Raw genomic sequence first — 18,239 nt, forward strand, 5'->3', positions numbered from 1 at the left:
CATTCGCGAAATAGAACAGGCTGTCAGCCTTGCTCATCACATTATAGAGGGGATCATTCCCCGTCAGCCAAACCTTGTTGCCAGGACTATGGGATGTTTGCCCTAGTTGGCGACCACGGGCTTGCCCAATTCCTTTCCATGATCTGGGAATCGCGCCAATTTGGCTATGAAGCCGATCATTGGAGCCGCGTGGATCCGTTGGCGCCATCCGCACAGCTTACCAGTCTATGCGCAGTTTGGCGTATTCCCCGGCCGGAAATGGCGTGCTCTGAAATCGGTGGCGTTCAAAGCCAGTTTCGGAGTGACCCATGGACCAACCGATCCCCCAGCGTCGCCAATTCCTGGCGGCTATAGGTAGCCTGGCCAGCGCCAGCTGGATTGCCATGAATTGGCCGGAGATCGCGGCTGCCGCCGAGCATGCGGGCCATGCCGGTCACGCCGGCCATAACATGGCTGACATGACAGCGCCGCCCACCACACTCACCACGCTGAGCCCCGCCGAAGCGGCCGAAGTCGACGCCATCGCAAACCGGATCGTGCCCGGCGGCGCCACGCCAGGCGCTCGGGACGCCCGCGTCATCTATTTCATCGATAACGCGCTTGGCAGTTTCTTCGCGGCGCAGCTGCCATCCTTCCGCAAGGGCCTGGCCGAATTCGCGGGCGCCTATGCCACGCGCTATGGTGCCGACAAGCCATTCTCCGAAGCACCCGAGGCGCAGCAGACCGCCTGGCTGCAAGAGGTCGAGAAGACGCCCTTTTTCACCGCGGTACGGCGACTCACCGTGCTCGGCCTGATCGCCTTGCCGAAATATGGCGGCAACCGCGACAACCTTGGCTGGAAGCTGCTCGGCGTGGAGGACAACCATTATTGGGAGCCCCCCTTCGGCTATTACGACAAGGATTACCCTGGGTTCGAGCCCTATCCCGGTACCAAGCCTTACACCGCCTGACGGAGCCGCCCCATGCCGCGCAAGACATATAAGACCAGTGAAACAGTCGATTTCATCGTCGTAGGCTCTGGCGCCTCGGGCGGCATCATGGCGCGGGAGCTATCGCGCGCCGGCTACAGCGTCGTCGTGATGGAGCAGGGCCCGCGCATGGCGCCCGAAGACTTCGAGCACGATGAATTGAAGTACCGCAATCTTTCCGGGATTACCAACAACCCGGCCACCAATCCCCAGACCTTCCGCAGCGATCCGAGCCAGAAGGCCCAACGCGTGGCCGGCAGGAACCCGCTGACGTACGCGCGCATCGTCGGTGGCAGCAGTGCGCACTTCAATGCCAACTTCTGGCGTCTGCACGAGATCGACTTCATCGAGGGCAGCCGGCTCGGACCCATCGCGGGCGCGAGCCTAGTTGACTGGCCCATCACCTACGCCGAACTCGAGCCATATTACACCAAGGTGGAATGGGAAGTCGGCGTCTCGGGGCTCGCCGGCTCGAGCCCCTTCGATCCGCCGCGTAGCAAGCCCTACCCGATGCCGCCACTGCCAGTGAAATCGTCCGGCGTGCTGTTCGAGCGCGGCGCGCGCAAGCTCGGCTTGCACCCGTATCCTGCGCCAATGGCGATCAATTCGGTGATGTACAAAGGCCGCCCGCCCTGCGCGCAGTGCGGTTTGTGTGGCGGTTTTGGCTGCGAGGTGATGGCCAAATCGTCATCCGTATGGACCGTCATCCCCGAAGCGGAGGCCACCGGCCGCTGCGAGGTGCGCTCCGAAAGCTATGTGTTCCGCATCGGCATGAATCGCGCCGGCCGTGCCACCGGCGTCCATTACTTCGACCGCAACCGCACGGAGCAGTTCCAGAACGCGCGCGCCGTGGTGGTGTGCGCCAACGGCTCCGAGACCCCGAAACTGCTGCTCAATTCGGGCACCAACGCAGATGGCCTCGCCAATTCCAGTGGGGCGGTGGGTCGCTATCTGATGTTCAACAAGGGTGGCGGCGCGGCGGCGCGGTTCGAGAACCCGCTCAACGAGTATAAGGGCGCCAACGTCACGCGTGTCCTTCACGATTTCTACGATTCCGATCCCAAGCGCGGCTTCTACGGTGGCGGTGGCTTCGACGCGCGCTCCGGCGGCCCGCTGACCTGGGGCCAGAGCGTGCCCGAGGGGACGCCGACCTGGGGCCCTGCGTTCAAGGAATATCTCGAATCCTACACATACTGGATGAACTGCTCGGGGCATGGCACGTCGCTGGCGCAGGAGACCAATCGCATCGATATCGATCCGGAGCTGAAGGACGCCTGGGGCGTGCCGGCGATGCGGGTCACCTACAAGGACCATGAAGACGATATCAAGCACGCGAAATGGCTGGTCCAGCGCGCCGTGGAGATCATGGACGCGGCCGGCGCCAAGCAGATCGATGCCGGCGATGTCGGCGCGGCCACTGGCGGCGTCCACCTGCTCGGCACCTGCCGCATGGGCAACGATCCGTCCACGTCAGTGATCGACAAATATCATCGCACCCACGACGTGCGTAACCTCTTCCTCTGCGACGGTTCGAGCATGGTGACGTCCGGCCGCGGTCAGCCGACGCAGACCATCGAAGCGCTGGCTTTCCGCGCCGCGGATCACATCGCCAAATTCGCGCGTGCCGGCGAAATTTGAGATCGTTTCAACAACGCGGTTCAGCGGCAGTGACGACAGATTGATTGACAGTCGCCGTGGGTTTCGGATGCGCGATCGGACACGCTGCTTCCGATCACCCGTGAGAATCATGTCCGACAGCGTGGGTTCTACTCATGCCTGGGGCAGCTATGATATTCTGGACGTGTCGGAATTCAATCAAATGGAGATCAACTACTCGAAGCTGTTCGCCGACCAGCGAACGACATCAACGGCATCGAAAACTTCTCGAACCAGCCAAAGCGACACCCGTGCTCCCATAATGGCATCCCCGGACGGCACTCTGTTCATCGGACGCGAGTGACGCTTCAGTTATCGGCCCATCGCTAATATGCACAATGCGCTGACCCGCTGGTGGTCCAGCTAAACATTATCTCTGTCAACTCCTCGAGTTAACCTTACCTTGCGTTGCGCAATCGCAGGCGTCGAATCTGTCGCGGCGCCAGGAGCCGCCGCGCGCCACTCGCCCGAAATTCCTGCCGCAAGAGAGATTTGTCCCGGCCAGGCACGCACATTCATATTGCTGCGCTGCACAAATTATTTTAGGCTGCTTTTGCATCAGGGGTGTCTGAATGAACGTTAAGCCGCTTCGCAAAGCCGTTTTCCCAGTTGGAGGCCTTGGCACGCGCTTTCTGCCTGCGACCAAGGCGCTTCCCAAGGAAATGCTGCCGGTCGTCGACCGTCCGCTGATCCAGTACGCGGTGGACGAGGCGCTGGAAGCCGGCATTGAGCAGATGATCTTCGTGACCGGCCGCGGCAAATCCGCGATCGAGGACCATTTCGACATTGCCTATGAGCTTGAGGCGACGATGCGGCAGCGCGGCAAGTCGATGGAACTGCTCCACCAGACGCGTCTCAAGCCCGGTGCCGTGGCTTATGTCCGCCAGCAGGAGCCGGTCGGCCTCGGCCATGCGATATGGTGCGCGCGCGACATCGTGGGCGACGAGCCGTTCGCCATTTTCCTCGCGGACGAGCTGATGATCGGTCAGCCGGGCTGCATGAAACAGATGGTCGATGCTTATAATCAGGTAGGCGGAAACCTGGTCTGTGGTTTTGAAGTGCCGAGCGCCGAAACGGATCGCTATGGGATCATATCGCCGGGCAAACAGACCGGCCCTTTGGTCGAGGTAACAGCCCTTGTTGAAAAGCCACCTCTCGGAACGGCGCCGTCGAATCTGATGATACCGGGTCGGTACATTCTCCAGCCCGATGTCATGCGGGTTTTAGAGACACAGGAAAAAGGTGCGGGAGGCGAGATCCAGCTGACGGATGCGATGGCCAAAATGATCGGCGTTCAACCCTTCCATGCCTATAAGTTTGGCGGCCAGCGCTTCGATTGCGGCGATAAAGCCGGGTACATCCAGGCGAACATCGCGCTCGCCTTATCGCGACCCGACGTGGGACCCGCTGTCCGCGATTTTATTCGGACCCAAAGTATCTGATTTCGCGAAGCCGCATGTGCTCCCTCGAGCCGTGACGTGTGGAGTGCTCCACCGAAGAACCCCAGCCTGCCGGGAGGCGAATAGATCCTCGATGTCACTGTCAGTTCCAGATCGAGCGCAGCAAAATCCCGACGCAGTGGCACTCGACCGCAGCGGTCGTGGGGCGCCAAGTGATGTGCGAGGGCGAACCCAATGCTGACGGAAGGCATTGCCGGCCTTAGAGAGACGGTTGCGGATGTGATCGTCGTTGGCAGCGGCCCTGTCGGGCTCGCGCTGGCGACCGACCTTGCGCGGCGCGGCATAAAGGTTCTCGTGCTCGAATCAGGGTCGGTCGGTGGCAATGCCTCGATACAGGCGCTGTCTGACGCTTCGCTTTCCGACCCGAGCAGGCATGACGACATGAGCATTGCGGTCGCTCGGCGCCTGGGCGGCACTTCGAATCTTTGGGGTGCGCGCTGCTTGCCGTTCGACCCCGTGGATTTCGAAGCACGCCCTTTCGTCGCAGCGCGCTGGCCCCTCGCCTATGAAGATGTCGCGCCCTATTGGGCGCCCGCGTTACGCGCGGCATGCGCGGGCGAGGCGGTCTTCAAATCCGAACCAACGCTGAATCCGACAGGCGATTCCACCTTCTCGGCCGACACGCTTGAGCGTTGGGCGAATATTCAAAGTGCGCAGGTCATCCACAAAGAGGCGATCCGCTCGGAACCGACGCTGGAGGTTCGCTCTCTGACCACGGTTACCGGGTTCCGTTTTGCCGAAAATGGCCGTGTTGCTGTTTTGGAGGTATCCCACTCGCTCAGTGGGGAGCGGGTGGAGGTTCCGGTCAAATCTCTGGTGCTCGCCTCGGGCGGGCTCGAAACCGCGCGCCTTTTGCTTAGCGCTCAGTGTCAGTCAGCGAACCGATTCGGCGGCGCAGACGGCCCGCTGGGGCGCTATTATATGGGGCATGTTCTGGGCGAAATCGCCGATATCGTGTTCAGTTCGCCCGCCCTGTCCAGGGCATTCGATTTCCAGATCGACGGCGGATCTTATGTCCGGCGACGCCTGGTCCCGAGTGCCGAGACCCAGCGCGAGCACCAGTTGCTCAATGCTGCTTTCTGGCCGGTGGTGGCGCCGGTTGCCGATCCGCGGCATCGCAGTTCGATCCTGTCGATGGTGTTCCTCGCTTTGAGCTACGGTCCTTTGGGCCGCCTCATTACGGCCGAAGCTATCCGGCGCCGTCACATCCCCGACACGCCCGATCAGTTTCTCGCGCACATAGCAAACGTGCTGACCGGCGTGCCGAGTGCAGTTAGCTTTGCCGCACGGTTCCTGCAAAGGCGGTACTTCAGCAAATATCGCCAGCCTGGTTTCTTTGTGTTGAACAGGGCTAACCGATACGGTTTGTCTTACCATTCCGAACACGCACCCGCTCCGACGAGCCGCGTTTGCCTCAATGGTCGCGCTGATCGCCTCGGCGTTCCCTCCCTGGAGATCGACCTGCGCTTCAGCGAGCAGGACGTCGATTCAGTTGTCAGGACACATGACCTGCTCGAAGCGTGGCTTGTGCGAAGCGGCATCGGACGGCTCGAATTTCGTATGCCGAAGGCGGAGCGACATGCGGCCGTGCTTGCTCAAGCCATGCACGGGACGCACCAGATCGGCCTGACGCGCATGGGTGCGGATAGGCGAAGCGGTGTGGTCGATGGCGATTTGCGCAGTTTCGACGCATCCAACCTCTATGTCGCGAGTACGTCAGTCCTGCCAACCTCGAGCCAGGCCAACCCGACACTGACCGCGATAGCGCTTGCCTTGCGCCTTGCCGATCATCTCGCAGCTGAGCTTCAGCAGCCGGCGCAGGTTTCGATACTCACGACCGCAGGAGCGGCGGAATGAACTATGTGAGCACACCGCAGCTGGCGTCTCCCAGCGAGATCCGGGTTCTCGGATACCGCGTCCATCCACTGACCGGTGATGAGGTGATCGAACAGATCGCCGCGGCAGTCGCAGGAAAACGTCGCCTCGTCATGGCGAACCTCAATGTGCACGCGATGGCGGTCATGTTTGAGAACTCCGCCATGGCCCGGCTGCTCAAGCAGCCCGATGCGCAGGTGATGATCGACGGTATGCCGATCGTCATGATGGCCAACCTGTTTGGCCATCGCCTGACGCGTGACAAAAGGGTGACGTCGCTCGATTTCTATGACCGCCTGTTCCATCTCGGCCAGTCGGCTGGCTGGAAGTTTGGCTATGTCGGCACGACACCCGAAACCCTCGAAAAAGGGTTGGCGACGTTGCGGGCGCGAATCCCCGGTCTCGATATCGATGGGGTTGATGGTTTTTTCGACATTTCGGATGACACGCCTGGGTCGCGACAGACGGCAATTCTGGAGTGGATGAACGAGCGTGCCCATGATGTCGTCATTGTCGGCATGGGCATGCCGCGCCAGGAGGAGTGGATCGAGCGGATCCAGTCGCGGGTGAAGACCACGGTGCTTGTGCCGACGGGTGCCTATCTTGAGTATCAGGTCGGCGTGCAGAAGCTGCCGCCGCGCTGGATGGGGCGAATGGGGTTGGAATGGGCGCACCGGCTGGCCAGTTCGCCGCGGCGGCTTGGCTACCGCTATCTTGTCGAGCCGGCCGTGCTTGCCTTCAAGCTCGTAACCCGACGCCACCCTCAGGCCGACGGGGACCCCGGGTCATGACATCGCCGGCGCTTGGTTTGGGATGCGCGTCCATGGGATCGCGCAAATCCGTCAAGGCCAGTGGCGAAGCGTTGCGGCGTGCCTACGCGGCGGGCGTTCGCTGGTTCGATGTCGCGCCGTCCTATGGCGATGGCGCGGCTGAAGCGGTGCTTGGCGAGTTCGCGCGTGCCGACCTTCCCGGCATTACGATCTGCACCAAGGTGGGAATCCTGCCGGGCCATGTATCGCCGTTGAAGCGCATGCTGCGCCCGGCACTCCGCTTCGCGATCGAGATAGCGCCGGGGCTCCGCTCTGCCGTCAAGGCACGCCGCCCCGCCGCGATGAAGCAGCCGCTGTCGGCGGAACTGATCCGCCAAAGCGTCGACGCCAGCTTGATCCGCCTTGGCGTCGACCGGATCGATGTGCTCGCGCTCCACGACGCGACGCCTGCCGAAGTGACTGACCTGACGATCATCGCCGCGCTCGACACGTTGCGGACGGCGGGCAAGGTGGAACGATTCTCCATTGCTTCGTCGCCTGAAGCCGCGCTGGCCGGACTTGGCGCATCGCCGCTCTACACGGTCGTGCAGGTCGCCAATAACCCGTTCGAGCGGGGTGTCGCGAGGTTGCGGGCAGGGGGGGCGCTGCCTTCGGATCCAAGGATCGTGACACACAGCGTCTTCGGTGCACAGGGCATGGCTGACATCATCGCGCGACAGATCGATACCCGCGCCGATGTGGCGGCCGCGATGGATGACGGCGGCTATGCGGGAACCTCCCGCCAAAAGGCGCAAGCGTTTCTCGCCGATTTCGCCTTTGTCGAATCGGGCGTCGACGTGGTGTTGATGTCTATGTTCGATCCGCATCATCTTGAATCAAACATGGCCCGGCTGGCGAAAACGCGCGACGGTGCTGCGATTGCCCGCATCGCGGCGCTGGTCTCGCGCCGGGGCGATATGGACGCGGCCGATGCATAATCATGCCTTGATCATGTCCGGGCAAGACTGCTCTATGGGCGACGGAAACCCGGGGGGGGAGCGCCGCGAATTGGTTGGGAGCAAAGAGAAAGTGGAGGGGCCGTCGGCTCCGAGGAAAGTCCTGGTCGTCGGGGGATCGCTTGATCATCTCGGCGGCGTCGAGGCGTTCTGCGATCGTGCGGCCGAGGCGCTGCGGGCTGCCGGCGGGGCATGGCAGAGCGAGCGCATCGCGGCGAGCACTGCCTATCTCACGATGCGCCGGCTGCCAGCGCTTTTCCACGGCCTGGCGCAGCTCGCCGCGCACCGGCGTGTAAACCGGCCCGACATCGTCTGGCTGCAATATGTGAACCTTCCCGATCTCCTTTATCTCATCACTGCCCGCCTCCTGGGCATGCGGGTGATGGTGACGCCGCATCTCGGGAGTAACTGGCGCTCGCAATCCAACCGCTTTCTGCGCCGCATCAGTGAACGCACCTTGCGGCTCGCCGAGCGCCTGGCGCTGATTTCCTGGACTCAGGAAGTCGAGATCGGCCTGCCGCGGCTGCTTCCACGCTCGCTGATCCGGAACTTCCTGCCGCTCGAGGTGCTGACAGCGCCGCTCGCCGACACCGCGGCCATGCCTCCGGAGCTCCAGCTCATCCATTCGAGCCGGCTCTCCGAAGGGAAGGGCACGTTCATGGTGGTCGAGGTGTGCGGCCGGCTGCGCGACATGGGAGTGCCGTTCACCGCCCGGATCACGGGAATCGGGGATGCCGCGACGATGGACCGGCTGCACGCGATGATCGCGGAACGCGATCTGGGTGATCAGGTGCTGGTGCTGGGGAGGGTGCCCGAAGCCGAGCTTCTCGATCATCTGCGCCAGTCGGACGTCCTCGTGCATCTGTCCCGTATCGATTCCTATCCACTCATCGTCCTCGAGGCGATGGCGTGCTCGGCGACGCCGATCGCGCTGGAACTGCCGGGCGTTCGGGACATGGTCGAAACCTATTGCGGCAAGGTCGTGGGCGCCGCCAACACAGTCGAGGAAACGGTCGAGTGGCTGCGCGCCTGCGACCTCGTTGCGCTCCGGGCCTCTCGCACCGAAACAGCCGCGCGTGTCCGCGCCGATTATGACTGGAGCCGCTGTGCCTCCGCGCTGGCAGCCGCGCTGAACGCCTGCATCAAGCGAGACCGTCATACAACGACCCAGCCGGCCCTCGTCGACGAGGGGCCGTCGCGTTCCGCTTGACGCCGAATGGTAAAGGCGCCGCGAACCAAATTCGTGCCGCAGTGCAACATATTTTGTCGTGAAGCGCTTGCACTGCAGCAAAGTCTATTTAAACGAGATGGCTTCTTGAGATTGGGGATTTCCGTATGCGCATTGCGATGATTGGAACGGGTTATGTCGGCCTGGTGTCGGGAGCTTGCTTCTCCGATTTCGGCCACGACGTCGTGTGCGTCGACAAGGATGTCCGGAAGATCGAGCTGCTGCACCAGAATGTCATGCCCATTTATGAGCCGGGCCTGGCTGAACTGGTCGCCTCGAACGTGCGCGCGGGCCGGCTGACCTTCACGACCGACCTGGCCGAAGGCGTGCGGGATGCGGACGCTGTCTTCATCGCTGTCGGAACGCCGAGCCGGCGCGGCGACGGCCACGCCGACCTTTCCTATGTGTTCGCGGCCGCAGAAGAGATTGCCGGCGTGCTGACCAAGAACTCGGTCATCGTCACCAAATCGACGGTTCCGGTCGGCACCGGTGACGAAGTCGAGCGCATCATTGCGGCGAAGGCGCCGAACAGCGGGGCCAAGGTGGTTTCGAACCCCGAATTCCTGCGTGAAGGCGCGGCGATCGCCGATTTCAAGCGGCCGGACCGGGTCGTCGTCGGGACCGACGATGCCGAGGCAACGCAGGTGATGCGCGACATTTATCGCCCGCTCTCGTTGAACCAGTCGGCGCCACTCCTGTTCACCGGACGGCGCACGGCCGAGCTGATCAAATATGCGGCGAACGCGTTCCTGGCCGTGAAGATCACCTTCATCAACGAGATCGCTGACCTGTGCGAGCAGGTCGGCGCGGACGTCCAGCAGGTGTCGAAGGGCATCGGGCTCGACAACCGCATCGGCGGCAAGTTCCTCCATGCCGGACCGGGCTATGGCGGCTCGTGCTTCCCCAAGGACACGCTGGCGCTGCTCAAGACGGCGGCCGACAACGAGACGCCGCTGCGCATCGTCGAGGCGACGGTGCAGGTCAACGACGCCCGGAAGCGCGCCATGGGGCGCAAGGTAATCAAGGCGATGGGTGGCGACGTGCGCGGCAAGACCGTGGGCGTGCTTGGGCTGACCTTCAAACCCAATACCGACGACATGCGCGACGCGCCGAGCCTCTCGGTCATCGCGGCACTGCAGGACGCGGGCGCCAAGGTGAAGGCCTATGATCCCGAGGGCGTCGAGCAGGCCGAGAAGATGCTGACCGGCGTCGAGTTCTCAGAAAGCGCCTATGCCGCGGCCGACGGCGCCGATGCGCTGGTGATCGTGACGGAATGGGACGAGTTCCGTGCGCTCGACCTCAACCGCATCGCGAGCCTTCTCAAGAGCCCGTTGCTTGTCGATCTGCGCAATGTCTACCCCGCGAGCGAAGTGCAGCGCGCCGGTCTGACGCTGGTCGGCATCGGTATGCCAGCCAACTGAACGATATCGCCGGAGCGGGCGCCGTATGGATGCGGCGCTCGGTCCGGCGGAGTCGTATTCGGCAGTGAATTGAAAGGCTTGATGTCTCGCATTATTCGCTGCCGAAAACCGGCTGCGATATGCAAGTATATCAGAACTAAAATTTCGGTTGCGCCGGGTTGCTAAGGCTAGTGATGGTATCCCCTGTGTCGGACACCAAGTAGAGCGAGTCGCGAGACGGCATTTATGCGAGTCGACGTCTATACTCGCATTTTCAAACTGCCGGCAGTCGAGTCGGCGATTTAGGCTCGAGCGAGGCGATTTTCCAACTTTTCTTGGTGAATGACTCTTGCAAGGCCGCGAGGCAGAGCTGTCGCTATGCTTTTCAGTCAAGTATAGGGTTATGAGAATCACGTTTTTATAGTTCCTTTTTCGCGCCGCGCCGATTGCGCTGCGGTGAGGGAGCTCGCCGGTGGCTGAGCGGCGGTATCTCGCTTGCGCTGACAACGTAGTGGGGCCGGCCGTATCCCGGCAGGACCATAGCAAGGCCTAGACAGGGTTGAATCCACCCGGCACCCGGCCTGATTCGCGGCTTCGCGTGGTCGTGCCGTGCTTCGATTCAGATGATATCATCGCCGTCGTCAGGCGGGGCATAAAAGGCTGGAACCAATCCGTGACGCCGGGGTTCAGGGTTAACGCTCCACTCGATCTACCCGAATGTGTCCTCAGGAAACTGGCGCCCAAGCAAGAACACAAGTCTGGGGTGGCAGCCGATTGCGTGGGGGTAGACCAGCATGAGGAAAGCCTATGTGGGTTAAGACGCAAATCGGTCGTGTCTTGAATGCCCTAGCGCCTGGCATCACAAATTCCCGCTATCTGAATCGCTACACGAATGGCGAACCTGAAATCCGACTTCTCCCCGCCCTGGTGCCAGCTGGAAAAATCGCGATCGATGTCGGAGCAAATCGCGGCCTGTATGTTCACCATTTGCTGAAGATCACGCGCGATGTCGTCGCTTTCGAGCCGTTGCCCCCGATGCAGCGGTGGTTGCGCCGAAACTATGGCGGCAGGATTCGCCTCGAGCATGTCGCGCTTTCCGACGCGGAAGGGGCCGCAGTCATCCGCTTTCCCCGCGGCAATTACTCCTGGGCAACCATCGCGCCGACTAATAGATTGGACCTTTCAAGCGGCACCGACGCGACAATCGAAGAGATCGAAGTTCCGCTGAAAACCCTCGACAGCTATGAGTTCAAGAATGTGGGCTTCCTGAAAATCGACGTCGAAGGCCATGAGGAAGACGTTCTGAAGGGTGCGAGCAAGCTGCTGGAGAGCAGGCCGAACCTACTGATCGAGACCGAGGAGCGCCACAATCCCGGCTCCACTTCCAGGATACCAGCGTATCTTGCGTCCAAGGGGTTCAGCGGCTTCTATCTTTCGGACGGTGAATTGCGTCCGCTGGAAGAGTTTTCTCCAGCCCGCGACCAGCCGATCGAGAGCGTTGGCTATTCGGGCAAGTCCGGGCGCTACATCAACAATTTTCTGTTCGTTCCGACGGAATCAGTGGCGACACTAAAAACCACGATTGGCAAATTGGCCGCCTAGGCTGGGCTGAGCGGCGGCTTTTCGACTGTGCCGACTATGGGCGAGAGCGCCCACCGAATCCGGCCGGGCCATGGCAAAGCCCGATAGGGTTGAATCGAGTCGGTACTTCGGACGATTGCGCGGATTAACGTTGCGCCAGCATCGGAATCGATGGTTCAGTGCGGAGTGCAGGTTTCGATCAACGAGAACTGGTATTCACCGCGTTTGATCGCCAATCTGGTCCAACCCCTCCGCTATGGTATCCCACTGATGACGATCCGCACCAAGGCTGATTATCGACACTATCTCGCCGAAGACATGCGGGCCTTTGATCCGGCGCTTGTCTCGTGGCGACCATGGCACGCGATAAAATATCCGACATTGGCCTGGCAGAGAAAGTTGCGGCGCGCTGAATTCATGATCAATCGCGCCAGGGGACCGCTATCACGCGTGACTGCGCTCTTTTTCCGCCATCGCGCCCGAAGTGCCGGCATCCGGCTGGGCTTCTCGATTCCACCCAATGTTTTTGGGCCCGGTCTGTGCATCGTGCACTGGGGCACGATCGTCGTAAACGACAAGGCGCGGGTAGGCGCACGCTGCCGGCTCCATCCGTGCACCGTTATCGGGGCCAAGGCGACGGGCGTTCCGCAACTGGGTGACGATTGTTATATCGGGCCGGGCGCGAAGCTGATCGGCGCCATTGCGCTTGGTGATCGTGTCCGCATCGGTGCAAATGCAGTGGTGAGCAAATCATTCCCCGCCGATGCGATCCTGGCCGGCGTCCCGGCGCGGGAGCTTCGGCCGAGCGAACAATCCGACCTTAGCGGTGAGGCGGGTTAAGCCAAGCGCGAATTCATGTCTTTGGCCTGGGGGCGGCCTGGTCGAGCGCGCCCGCCATCGCCTGCCACAGAGGCTTGGGTTGGTAGTTGTCGTCTCGCGGGGTCGGCCGGAGCGGTGAGCCGTCCTTGCGCTGCCGGTCAGCCATCTTGCGCAGCCAGCTATAGCGATCCGCCGGACCMCAGGTGACGACGCCAAGGCACGCCGGATAGCTGAACATGATGTCGAGCACGTCCTTTGCCAGCGCGGCGGTCCGGGCGTCTCGGGCGGGCACGCCTCCGAGCGTGCCCTTATCGTTGACGTCGAGCTCCGTGATCATGAGCTTCAACCCCATGCCGGTCACTTCGTCGAGGAAGCGGCGCCAGTTGATCTCCGAAAGACCGAACGAGGTGGTCAGATGCGCCTCGAAACCGAGGCATTGGACTTTAGCGCCCCGCTTCATCATCCGCTCGAGGAGTCGCAACGTCGAATCGCGCTGACGCGTCTCATAAGACCAATCCTGCGCGATCAGATCCTGATTGAGTACGCGCAGGGCGGATGGATCAGCGGCGGCGGTCGCTTCGAAGGCGAGATCCATATATTGCTCGCCGAGCTTGGGGCCGAACATCTTGTCGAGAATGACATCGTTGGCGCCGATCGGCTCGTTGACTACGTCCCACTGAATCAGCCTGCCGCGCCAATGGCTGACGACCTCAGTGATATATTTGGTCAGGAAATCACCGGTCTGTTTTGATGACATCGCGGCAACGCGTTCGGCCGCCCATGGCGGCTTGGATTCCCACCAGACGAGATTGTGGCCGCGCATCGCCATCTGGTTCTTGACGGCGAAATCGTAGATTTTCTCGGCCTGCGTGAAGTCGAGCGGCCGATCCGGCGTTGGCTGGATCCGACCCCATTTCAACTCGTTCTCGCTGACCAGAACATTGGCATCGGCGAGCAGCGTCGCGCGCAGCCGCGGATCATTTTCCAGCTGGTCCGCAGCGACGGCTGTTCCACACAACAGGCCCTTGCGATCGGCGCGCTCGCGCAACGTGCCCGACACCGGCGGCAGGGGCGAATCCGAGCCTCCCACATTCGACAAGAAGGGGACGGTCACGCCTGCCGCGCACGCCGCAGCCGCGGCAGCCATAAAATCCCGCCGCCCGATTTGGTCGTACATAAACTTCTCCATCCTGGACCGCGGCGATGGTGTAATAGCCGAGCGAACGGGAAAAGGTTCCAAAGCGCTCAGGCCGCAATCGGAGCGCTGATTGGTGCGGGGCGGCGGCGGCGAAACAGGGCGGTCAGCGGACGTTCCACGAGGAAGTAGCAGGCGATACCGCCAGTCACCGCGACCAGAACGTCCAGTATGGAGAATAGCAGCGTTGCACCTGGCAGTGCAGTCAGGTGCAGCCGCTTCCACACAAAAAAGAACGCTGCCATCGTCATCAGCTGCGACAGGTAGATCGAGTAGGACGCGTCGCCGATGAGGCGGGCCAAACGCCACCCTGGCAGTTTGCCCTGGAGCTCTATCGCCAATGCACCAAGGACAATGGCGACGCTCGCAAGCCCAAAGCAAATGGCACGCGTAAGTTCGGGCGGAATCGGATTCCACAACAGAACCGCGAGGCCGCCCACAAGAAGCGATAGAGCGAGCGGCATCGGGATGCCCGATACGGCAGCTCCGTCGCGACGAAGGGTCAGCTCACCGATGAGCATACCGGCCGCGAATTCCAGCAATATATCGGACGTGTAGAAGCCGAAGGCCGACAGTTTCGGTACGCCCGCCAAGGATCCTATCGCAACGAGACCGGCAAGCACGGCGATGGTCCCCCACAGCCGCACCGTCGGTCGGGCCATCAGGAAGATGCCAAATATGGCGTAGAAGAGCATTTCATAGTTGAGCGTCCATCCCGCGAACAGGAGCGGCTCCATCGCTTCCTTGCCCGGGTTCTTCACCGGGAAGAAAAGATATGACGCAACGACATGGCGCAATTGAAAGACAGAGGTTTGCATGACGGTGGGCGCAATCAGCAGGATTGCGAGCATGACGCTGGTCATGATCCAGTATAGCGGCACAATCCGGACCAGGCGTTTGATATAGAATTGCGAGGTGCTGAGGGGGCGCGCGCGCGTGGTCACCCACATCACGAAGCCGCTGATCACGAAAAATATGTCTACGCCAGCTGACAAGCCCGAGGGCCAGCCGCCTGAATAGCCCATCCTCGCAAGCGGTTGGCCGAGATGGTAGATCACGACCATCGTCGCAGCGAGGCCGCGAAGATATTGAATGCTCCAAAATTCCCTGGCCATCACACCAGCTGCATTCCGTGGCTGCATTGTGTGTCGTCCCGCCTCAAAAACCGCTCCGGCGGGCGGATGCGGATCGAACTTTGCCGTAGCGCCGCGTCGCGCTTTCGCATAGTGAACCACCTTATGCTGCGCTGCAATATCATTTTGCCGCGACTGCGCGGAGATCAATCGGGACGCCATGCTTTTCCGGCACACTATGCTCTACCTGCCGGCGCAATTGCTTCCAGCGTTGTGCCAGTTTGCCCAGTTGATCGTCTGGTCTCATCTGGCCTCGCCCGAAGTGATCGGCGTGGTGACGCTGTTCATATCGATCCAGGAATTCCTCGGCATCGCGTTCATCGCCTTCTGGAATCAGTACACACAGCGCTTTTCGATGAAGCTCTCCGAAACCGAGGCGGACCGACTGCGGCTCCGCTATACCTCTACAGCAATCGTCGCGGCGTCGCTCTGCCTCCAGGTCCTGATTGCCCTGACCATCTATGCCGTGGCGATCGACCCGCACATGTCCCTCGCCACGGGGCTGGTGCTGGCCGGCTCGACGTGCGGCAGGGCGCTCAACCTCTACGAAGGCGAGCGCGCGCGCGCTCGGCATGATGTGCTGGGGTATTCGTTCGTATCGATGAGCGGTCCCCTGCTCGGCCTGGCCATTGGCCTCGGCCTACTTGCGCATTTCGGCAGCAGTGCGTTCGTTATCTTTCTGGGTTTCGCGATCGCGCAGCTTGCGGGCGTGGCATTGGGGTTGGTGCGCGACGCCAGCTGGGTCGGCCTTGGGGTGCCCGATCTAAAGCTGATCCGTCACGCTGCCGCCTATGGTAGCCCGTTGATTGTGAGCGGGGTTTTGTCCTGGGTCACGCAGAACGCATCCCGAATTGCTGTGAGCTATTTCCTTGGGCTGGGGGCTGCGGGCGTTTACTCGCTCGGCTTTGGCCTTGGCTATCGCGCGGCGGTTGTCTCCACGATGATCGTGACCGCTGCCGCTTTTCCGCTTGTCGTACGACTGGCCAATGCTGGTGACATGGATGCAGCCCGGCGCCAGATCGCCGCCAACGGTGCGCTGCTGTTCGCGATCCTTGCGGCATCGCTGGTCGGGCTCGCCGTGATCTCCTATGATGTGCTGCACCTGCTGGTCTCCCGGCAAATGAGCGGCCCCGTGGGACCGATCATGCTCTGGTCCCTCCTGGCGGGCGGGTTCATCTGCTTTCGCCAGCATTTCCTGAATCAGTTCTTCCTGCTTGACGGCCAAACGCACCCCATCGCCACCGTCGCGGTAATCGAGGCCGTGATTGCTGTGGTTCTCGTGGTGGTCATCGTGCCGCTCGTGGGGCCGGTCGGCGGCGCAATTGCGCTCGCCGGCACCTCCGCCACAAGCATGCTGGCTACTTTTGTTATGGCGCGGGGTGTCGGATTGATCATGCCGTGGTCAGCGATGGCCCGTGTCAGCCTGGCCGCGGCTGCGATGGCCTTGGCGGTTTTGGCGGTACGGGTCGATCACGACATATGGGGATTGGCGTTGCGCATCGCGGTGGGTGGCGTGACCTATGTTATTGTACTTGGGCTCTGTTATGCTCGCGAAATCAATAATTTGCTGCAATCACGGCGGCTGCGGGCAGGAGGTTCGGCGAGCCAAACCTAGGCCGCCAATCTGGCTTTTTACTTGCTGACGTGGACGCATTTGAGGATAGGGCCGGCGCGACCGGCATAGGTACAAAATTGGGGATTTTGGCTTTGCTGACAAATGGCTCGAACAAAACCGGCAGATACAATGTTGCGCTTTTCAACAGCGCCGATCCGCGCGGCTCAAAGGTCGGCGGGATCGAGACCTATTTTCGCGACTATATCTTCTACCATCCCGACGACATGGACATCCTGTTCATCGGCGCCGATGAGATCGGCGATCTGACAATCGGCGAAATCACGGAAATCGAATTCCGGGGCCGGCGGGTCAAATTCCTCCCGCTGTATTTCCTCGAAAACTCGGTGAACAATTATACCGGAACGATAACCCGTTCTGAAACCATGACATTTGCACGCCTGTTGATGAAGAACTGGGGCAAAATCCGCAAAATCCTGCGCGACGGCAATTATTCCGCCGAAGTGCATCGCTCCGAATATGCGCCGATCATCTGGACCATGGGCGTGCCGGTTATTCCCATGCTTCATGTCTGGGGCGGCAAGGGCCAGCAGCAGAGCAGCGTGCTCGGCAAATATTGGTATATCCGTGACGCGGCCGATCTCGCCGCCGCACTGACCGGCAAGAAATTCTACGCGGTCAACCCGGACCTGACCGCGATGTTCAAACGGCGTTATCCGATGCTCCGGAAGAAATTCGATACGCTGACGACCTGGGCGAACACCGAGACCTTCGCGCCGACACCGCTCAAGGCGGGCGACACGCTCGATATTCTCTATGCGGGCCGGATGGACAGGTTCAAACGACCCGACATCATGTTCTCCGTCGTCGCCGCAGCGCAGCAGCTCAGCGGGAATGTCCGGTTCCATTATGTCGGGGATGGGGACGTCGAGCAGTTCCCCGAATTCGCCGCGATCCGCGACATCACGACCTGCCATGGCAGCAAATCAAGCGCCGAGGTGGCCGCGTTGATGCGGGACGTGCATGTCGGCATCCTGACCTCCGAATTCGAGGGCATGCCCCGCTTCGTCATGGAGATGCTGAGCTCCGGCCGGCCCGTCGTTGCGCTGCACCTGCCGCAGCTGGAGCCGGTCGTACTCGACAGTGTGAGCGGCTATCTGGTGCCGCGCGGAACCGATCAGATTGAGGAACTGGCCAAGCGGCTGGTGGACGTTCGCGCGTTGATTGCCGACGGTACGATCAAGCCCGACGTGGTGCGCAAGGTTGTCGAGCCGTTCAGCCCGCAAGCGCTGCTGGGCAAAATCTGGGGTGATCACCGCGAGCTGCACGGGCTGCAGCGCTAGTCACCTGGAACTGAAGTAAGTTACATTGTAGACTGATCCTGTCTGAACGACGGGAGCGAACGGGATGGCGCGTGGTCGGGCTGTTGAACCACTGATTTTGACGGCAGATGAGCGTAGCTATTTGGAGCGGCAGGTTCGGCGCCATCGGGTAGCGCGCTCACTGTCGGAGCGCTGCCGTATCGTCTTGCGTTGCGCCGATGGCCTGCAAAGCAAGGAGGTGGCGGCCGAGCTCGGCGTCGGTGA

The 18,239-nt window shown here is 61.5% G+C and carries 15 protein-coding genes and 1 pseudogene; 14 read left to right on the forward strand and 2 right to left on the reverse strand.

Going from position 1 to position 18,239, the window contains the following annotated elements; genetic code table 11:
- The first annotated feature begins 308 nt into the window (after window positions 1-308).
- The 11 genes from AC1DVS_RS11260 to AC1DVS_RS11310 all read left to right on the forward strand — a co-directional run bounded on the left by AC1DVS_RS11260 (window position 309) and on the right by AC1DVS_RS11310 (window position 12,773).
- The gene (locus AC1DVS_RS11260; protein ID WP_478022974.1) at window positions 309-950 is read left to right on the forward strand and encodes a gluconate 2-dehydrogenase subunit 3 family protein; all 642 of its coding nucleotides are present in this window, start codon (window positions 309-311) and stop codon (window positions 948-950) included.
- Window positions 951-962: 12 nt separating this feature from the next.
- The gene (locus AC1DVS_RS11265; protein ID WP_478022976.1) at window positions 963-2,606 is read left to right on the forward strand and encodes a GMC family oxidoreductase; all 1,644 of its coding nucleotides are present in this window, start codon (window positions 963-965) and stop codon (window positions 2,604-2,606) included.
- Between the two features lie 109 nt (window positions 2,607-2,715).
- Window positions 2,716-2,928 (forward strand): hypothetical protein, encoded by a 213-nt coding sequence (locus AC1DVS_RS11270; protein ID WP_478022977.1) that lies wholly within the window; start codon window positions 2,716-2,718, stop codon window positions 2,926-2,928.
- Window positions 2,929-3,196: 268 nt separating this feature from the next.
- On the forward strand, window positions 3,197-4,066 hold the full coding sequence (gene galU, locus AC1DVS_RS11275) for a UTP--glucose-1-phosphate uridylyltransferase GalU (RefSeq protein WP_478022979.1): 870 nt from the start codon (window positions 3,197-3,199) through the stop codon (window positions 4,064-4,066).
- A 237-nt stretch (window positions 4,067-4,303) separates the two neighbouring features.
- The gene (locus AC1DVS_RS11280; RefSeq protein ID WP_478022980.1) at window positions 4,304-5,941 is read left to right on the forward strand and encodes a GMC oxidoreductase; all 1,638 of its coding nucleotides are present in this window, start codon (window positions 4,304-4,306) and stop codon (window positions 5,939-5,941) included.
- On the forward strand, window positions 5,938-6,750 hold the full coding sequence (locus tag AC1DVS_RS11285; protein ID WP_478022982.1) for a WecB/TagA/CpsF family glycosyltransferase: 813 nt from the start codon (window positions 5,938-5,940) through the stop codon (window positions 6,748-6,750). Before AC1DVS_RS11280 ends, AC1DVS_RS11285 begins: the two co-directional genes overlap by 4 nt.
- Window positions 6,747-7,706: an aldo/keto reductase gene (locus AC1DVS_RS11290; RefSeq protein ID WP_478022984.1), complete on the forward strand. Its 960-nt coding sequence runs from the start codon at window positions 6,747-6,749 to the stop codon at window positions 7,704-7,706. The genes AC1DVS_RS11285 and AC1DVS_RS11290 overlap by 4 nt, the downstream gene beginning before the upstream one ends.
- 70 nt (window positions 7,707-7,776) lie before the next feature.
- Complete coding sequence (locus AC1DVS_RS11295; protein WP_478022986.1) at window positions 7,777-8,934, forward strand: glycosyltransferase family 4 protein; 1,158 nt, start codon at window positions 7,777-7,779, stop codon at window positions 8,932-8,934.
- A 125-nt stretch (window positions 8,935-9,059) separates the two neighbouring features.
- Entirely contained in the window at window positions 9,060-10,373 is a 1,314-nt protein-coding gene (locus tag AC1DVS_RS11300; RefSeq protein ID WP_478022988.1) for a UDP-glucose dehydrogenase family protein, read from the forward strand.
- 786 nt (window positions 10,374-11,159) lie between these two features.
- Window positions 11,160-11,954, forward strand: a complete 795-nt coding sequence (locus AC1DVS_RS11305; RefSeq protein ID WP_478022990.1) for an FkbM family methyltransferase — start codon at window positions 11,160-11,162, stop codon at window positions 11,952-11,954.
- 150 nt (window positions 11,955-12,104) lie between these two features.
- Window positions 12,105-12,773 carry a serine O-acetyltransferase gene (locus AC1DVS_RS11310; protein ID WP_478022992.1) on the forward strand — a complete coding sequence of 223 codons (669 nt, stop codon included), beginning with the start codon at window positions 12,105-12,107 and terminating at the stop codon, window positions 12,771-12,773.
- Window positions 12,774-12,786: 13 nt separating this feature from the next.
- On the opposite strand, the gene AC1DVS_RS11315 is transcribed toward AC1DVS_RS11310, so the two are convergent.
- Both AC1DVS_RS11315 and AC1DVS_RS11320 read right to left on the reverse strand, forming a co-directional pair.
- Window positions 12,787-13,929, reverse strand: a complete 1,143-nt coding sequence (locus AC1DVS_RS11315) for an endo-1,4-beta-xylanase (RefSeq protein WP_478022994.1) — start codon at window positions 13,927-13,929, stop codon at window positions 12,787-12,789.
- Window positions 13,930-13,997: 68 nt separating this feature from the next.
- Window positions 13,998-15,242 (reverse strand): acyltransferase family protein, encoded by a 1,245-nt coding sequence (locus AC1DVS_RS11320; protein WP_478022996.1) that lies wholly within the window; start codon window positions 15,240-15,242, stop codon window positions 13,998-14,000.
- A gap of 16 nt (window positions 15,243-15,258) precedes the next feature.
- On the opposite strand from AC1DVS_RS11320, the gene AC1DVS_RS11325 reads away from it, so the two are divergent.
- From AC1DVS_RS11325 to AC1DVS_RS11335, 3 genes and pseudogenes are all read left to right on the forward strand, one after another.
- Window positions 15,259-16,695 (forward strand): lipopolysaccharide biosynthesis protein, encoded by a 1,437-nt coding sequence (locus AC1DVS_RS11325; RefSeq protein WP_478022998.1) that lies wholly within the window; start codon window positions 15,259-15,261, stop codon window positions 16,693-16,695.
- A 92-nt stretch (window positions 16,696-16,787) separates the two neighbouring features.
- Entirely contained in the window at window positions 16,788-17,996 is a 1,209-nt protein-coding gene (locus AC1DVS_RS11330; RefSeq protein ID WP_478023000.1) for a glycosyltransferase family 4 protein, read from the forward strand.
- A 64-nt stretch (window positions 17,997-18,060) separates the two neighbouring features.
- A pseudogene (locus AC1DVS_RS11335) lies at window positions 18,061-18,239 on the forward strand (IS630 family transposase); the annotation flags it as partial.

The organism is Sphingomonas sp. P3_C5 (assembly GCF_056402635.1).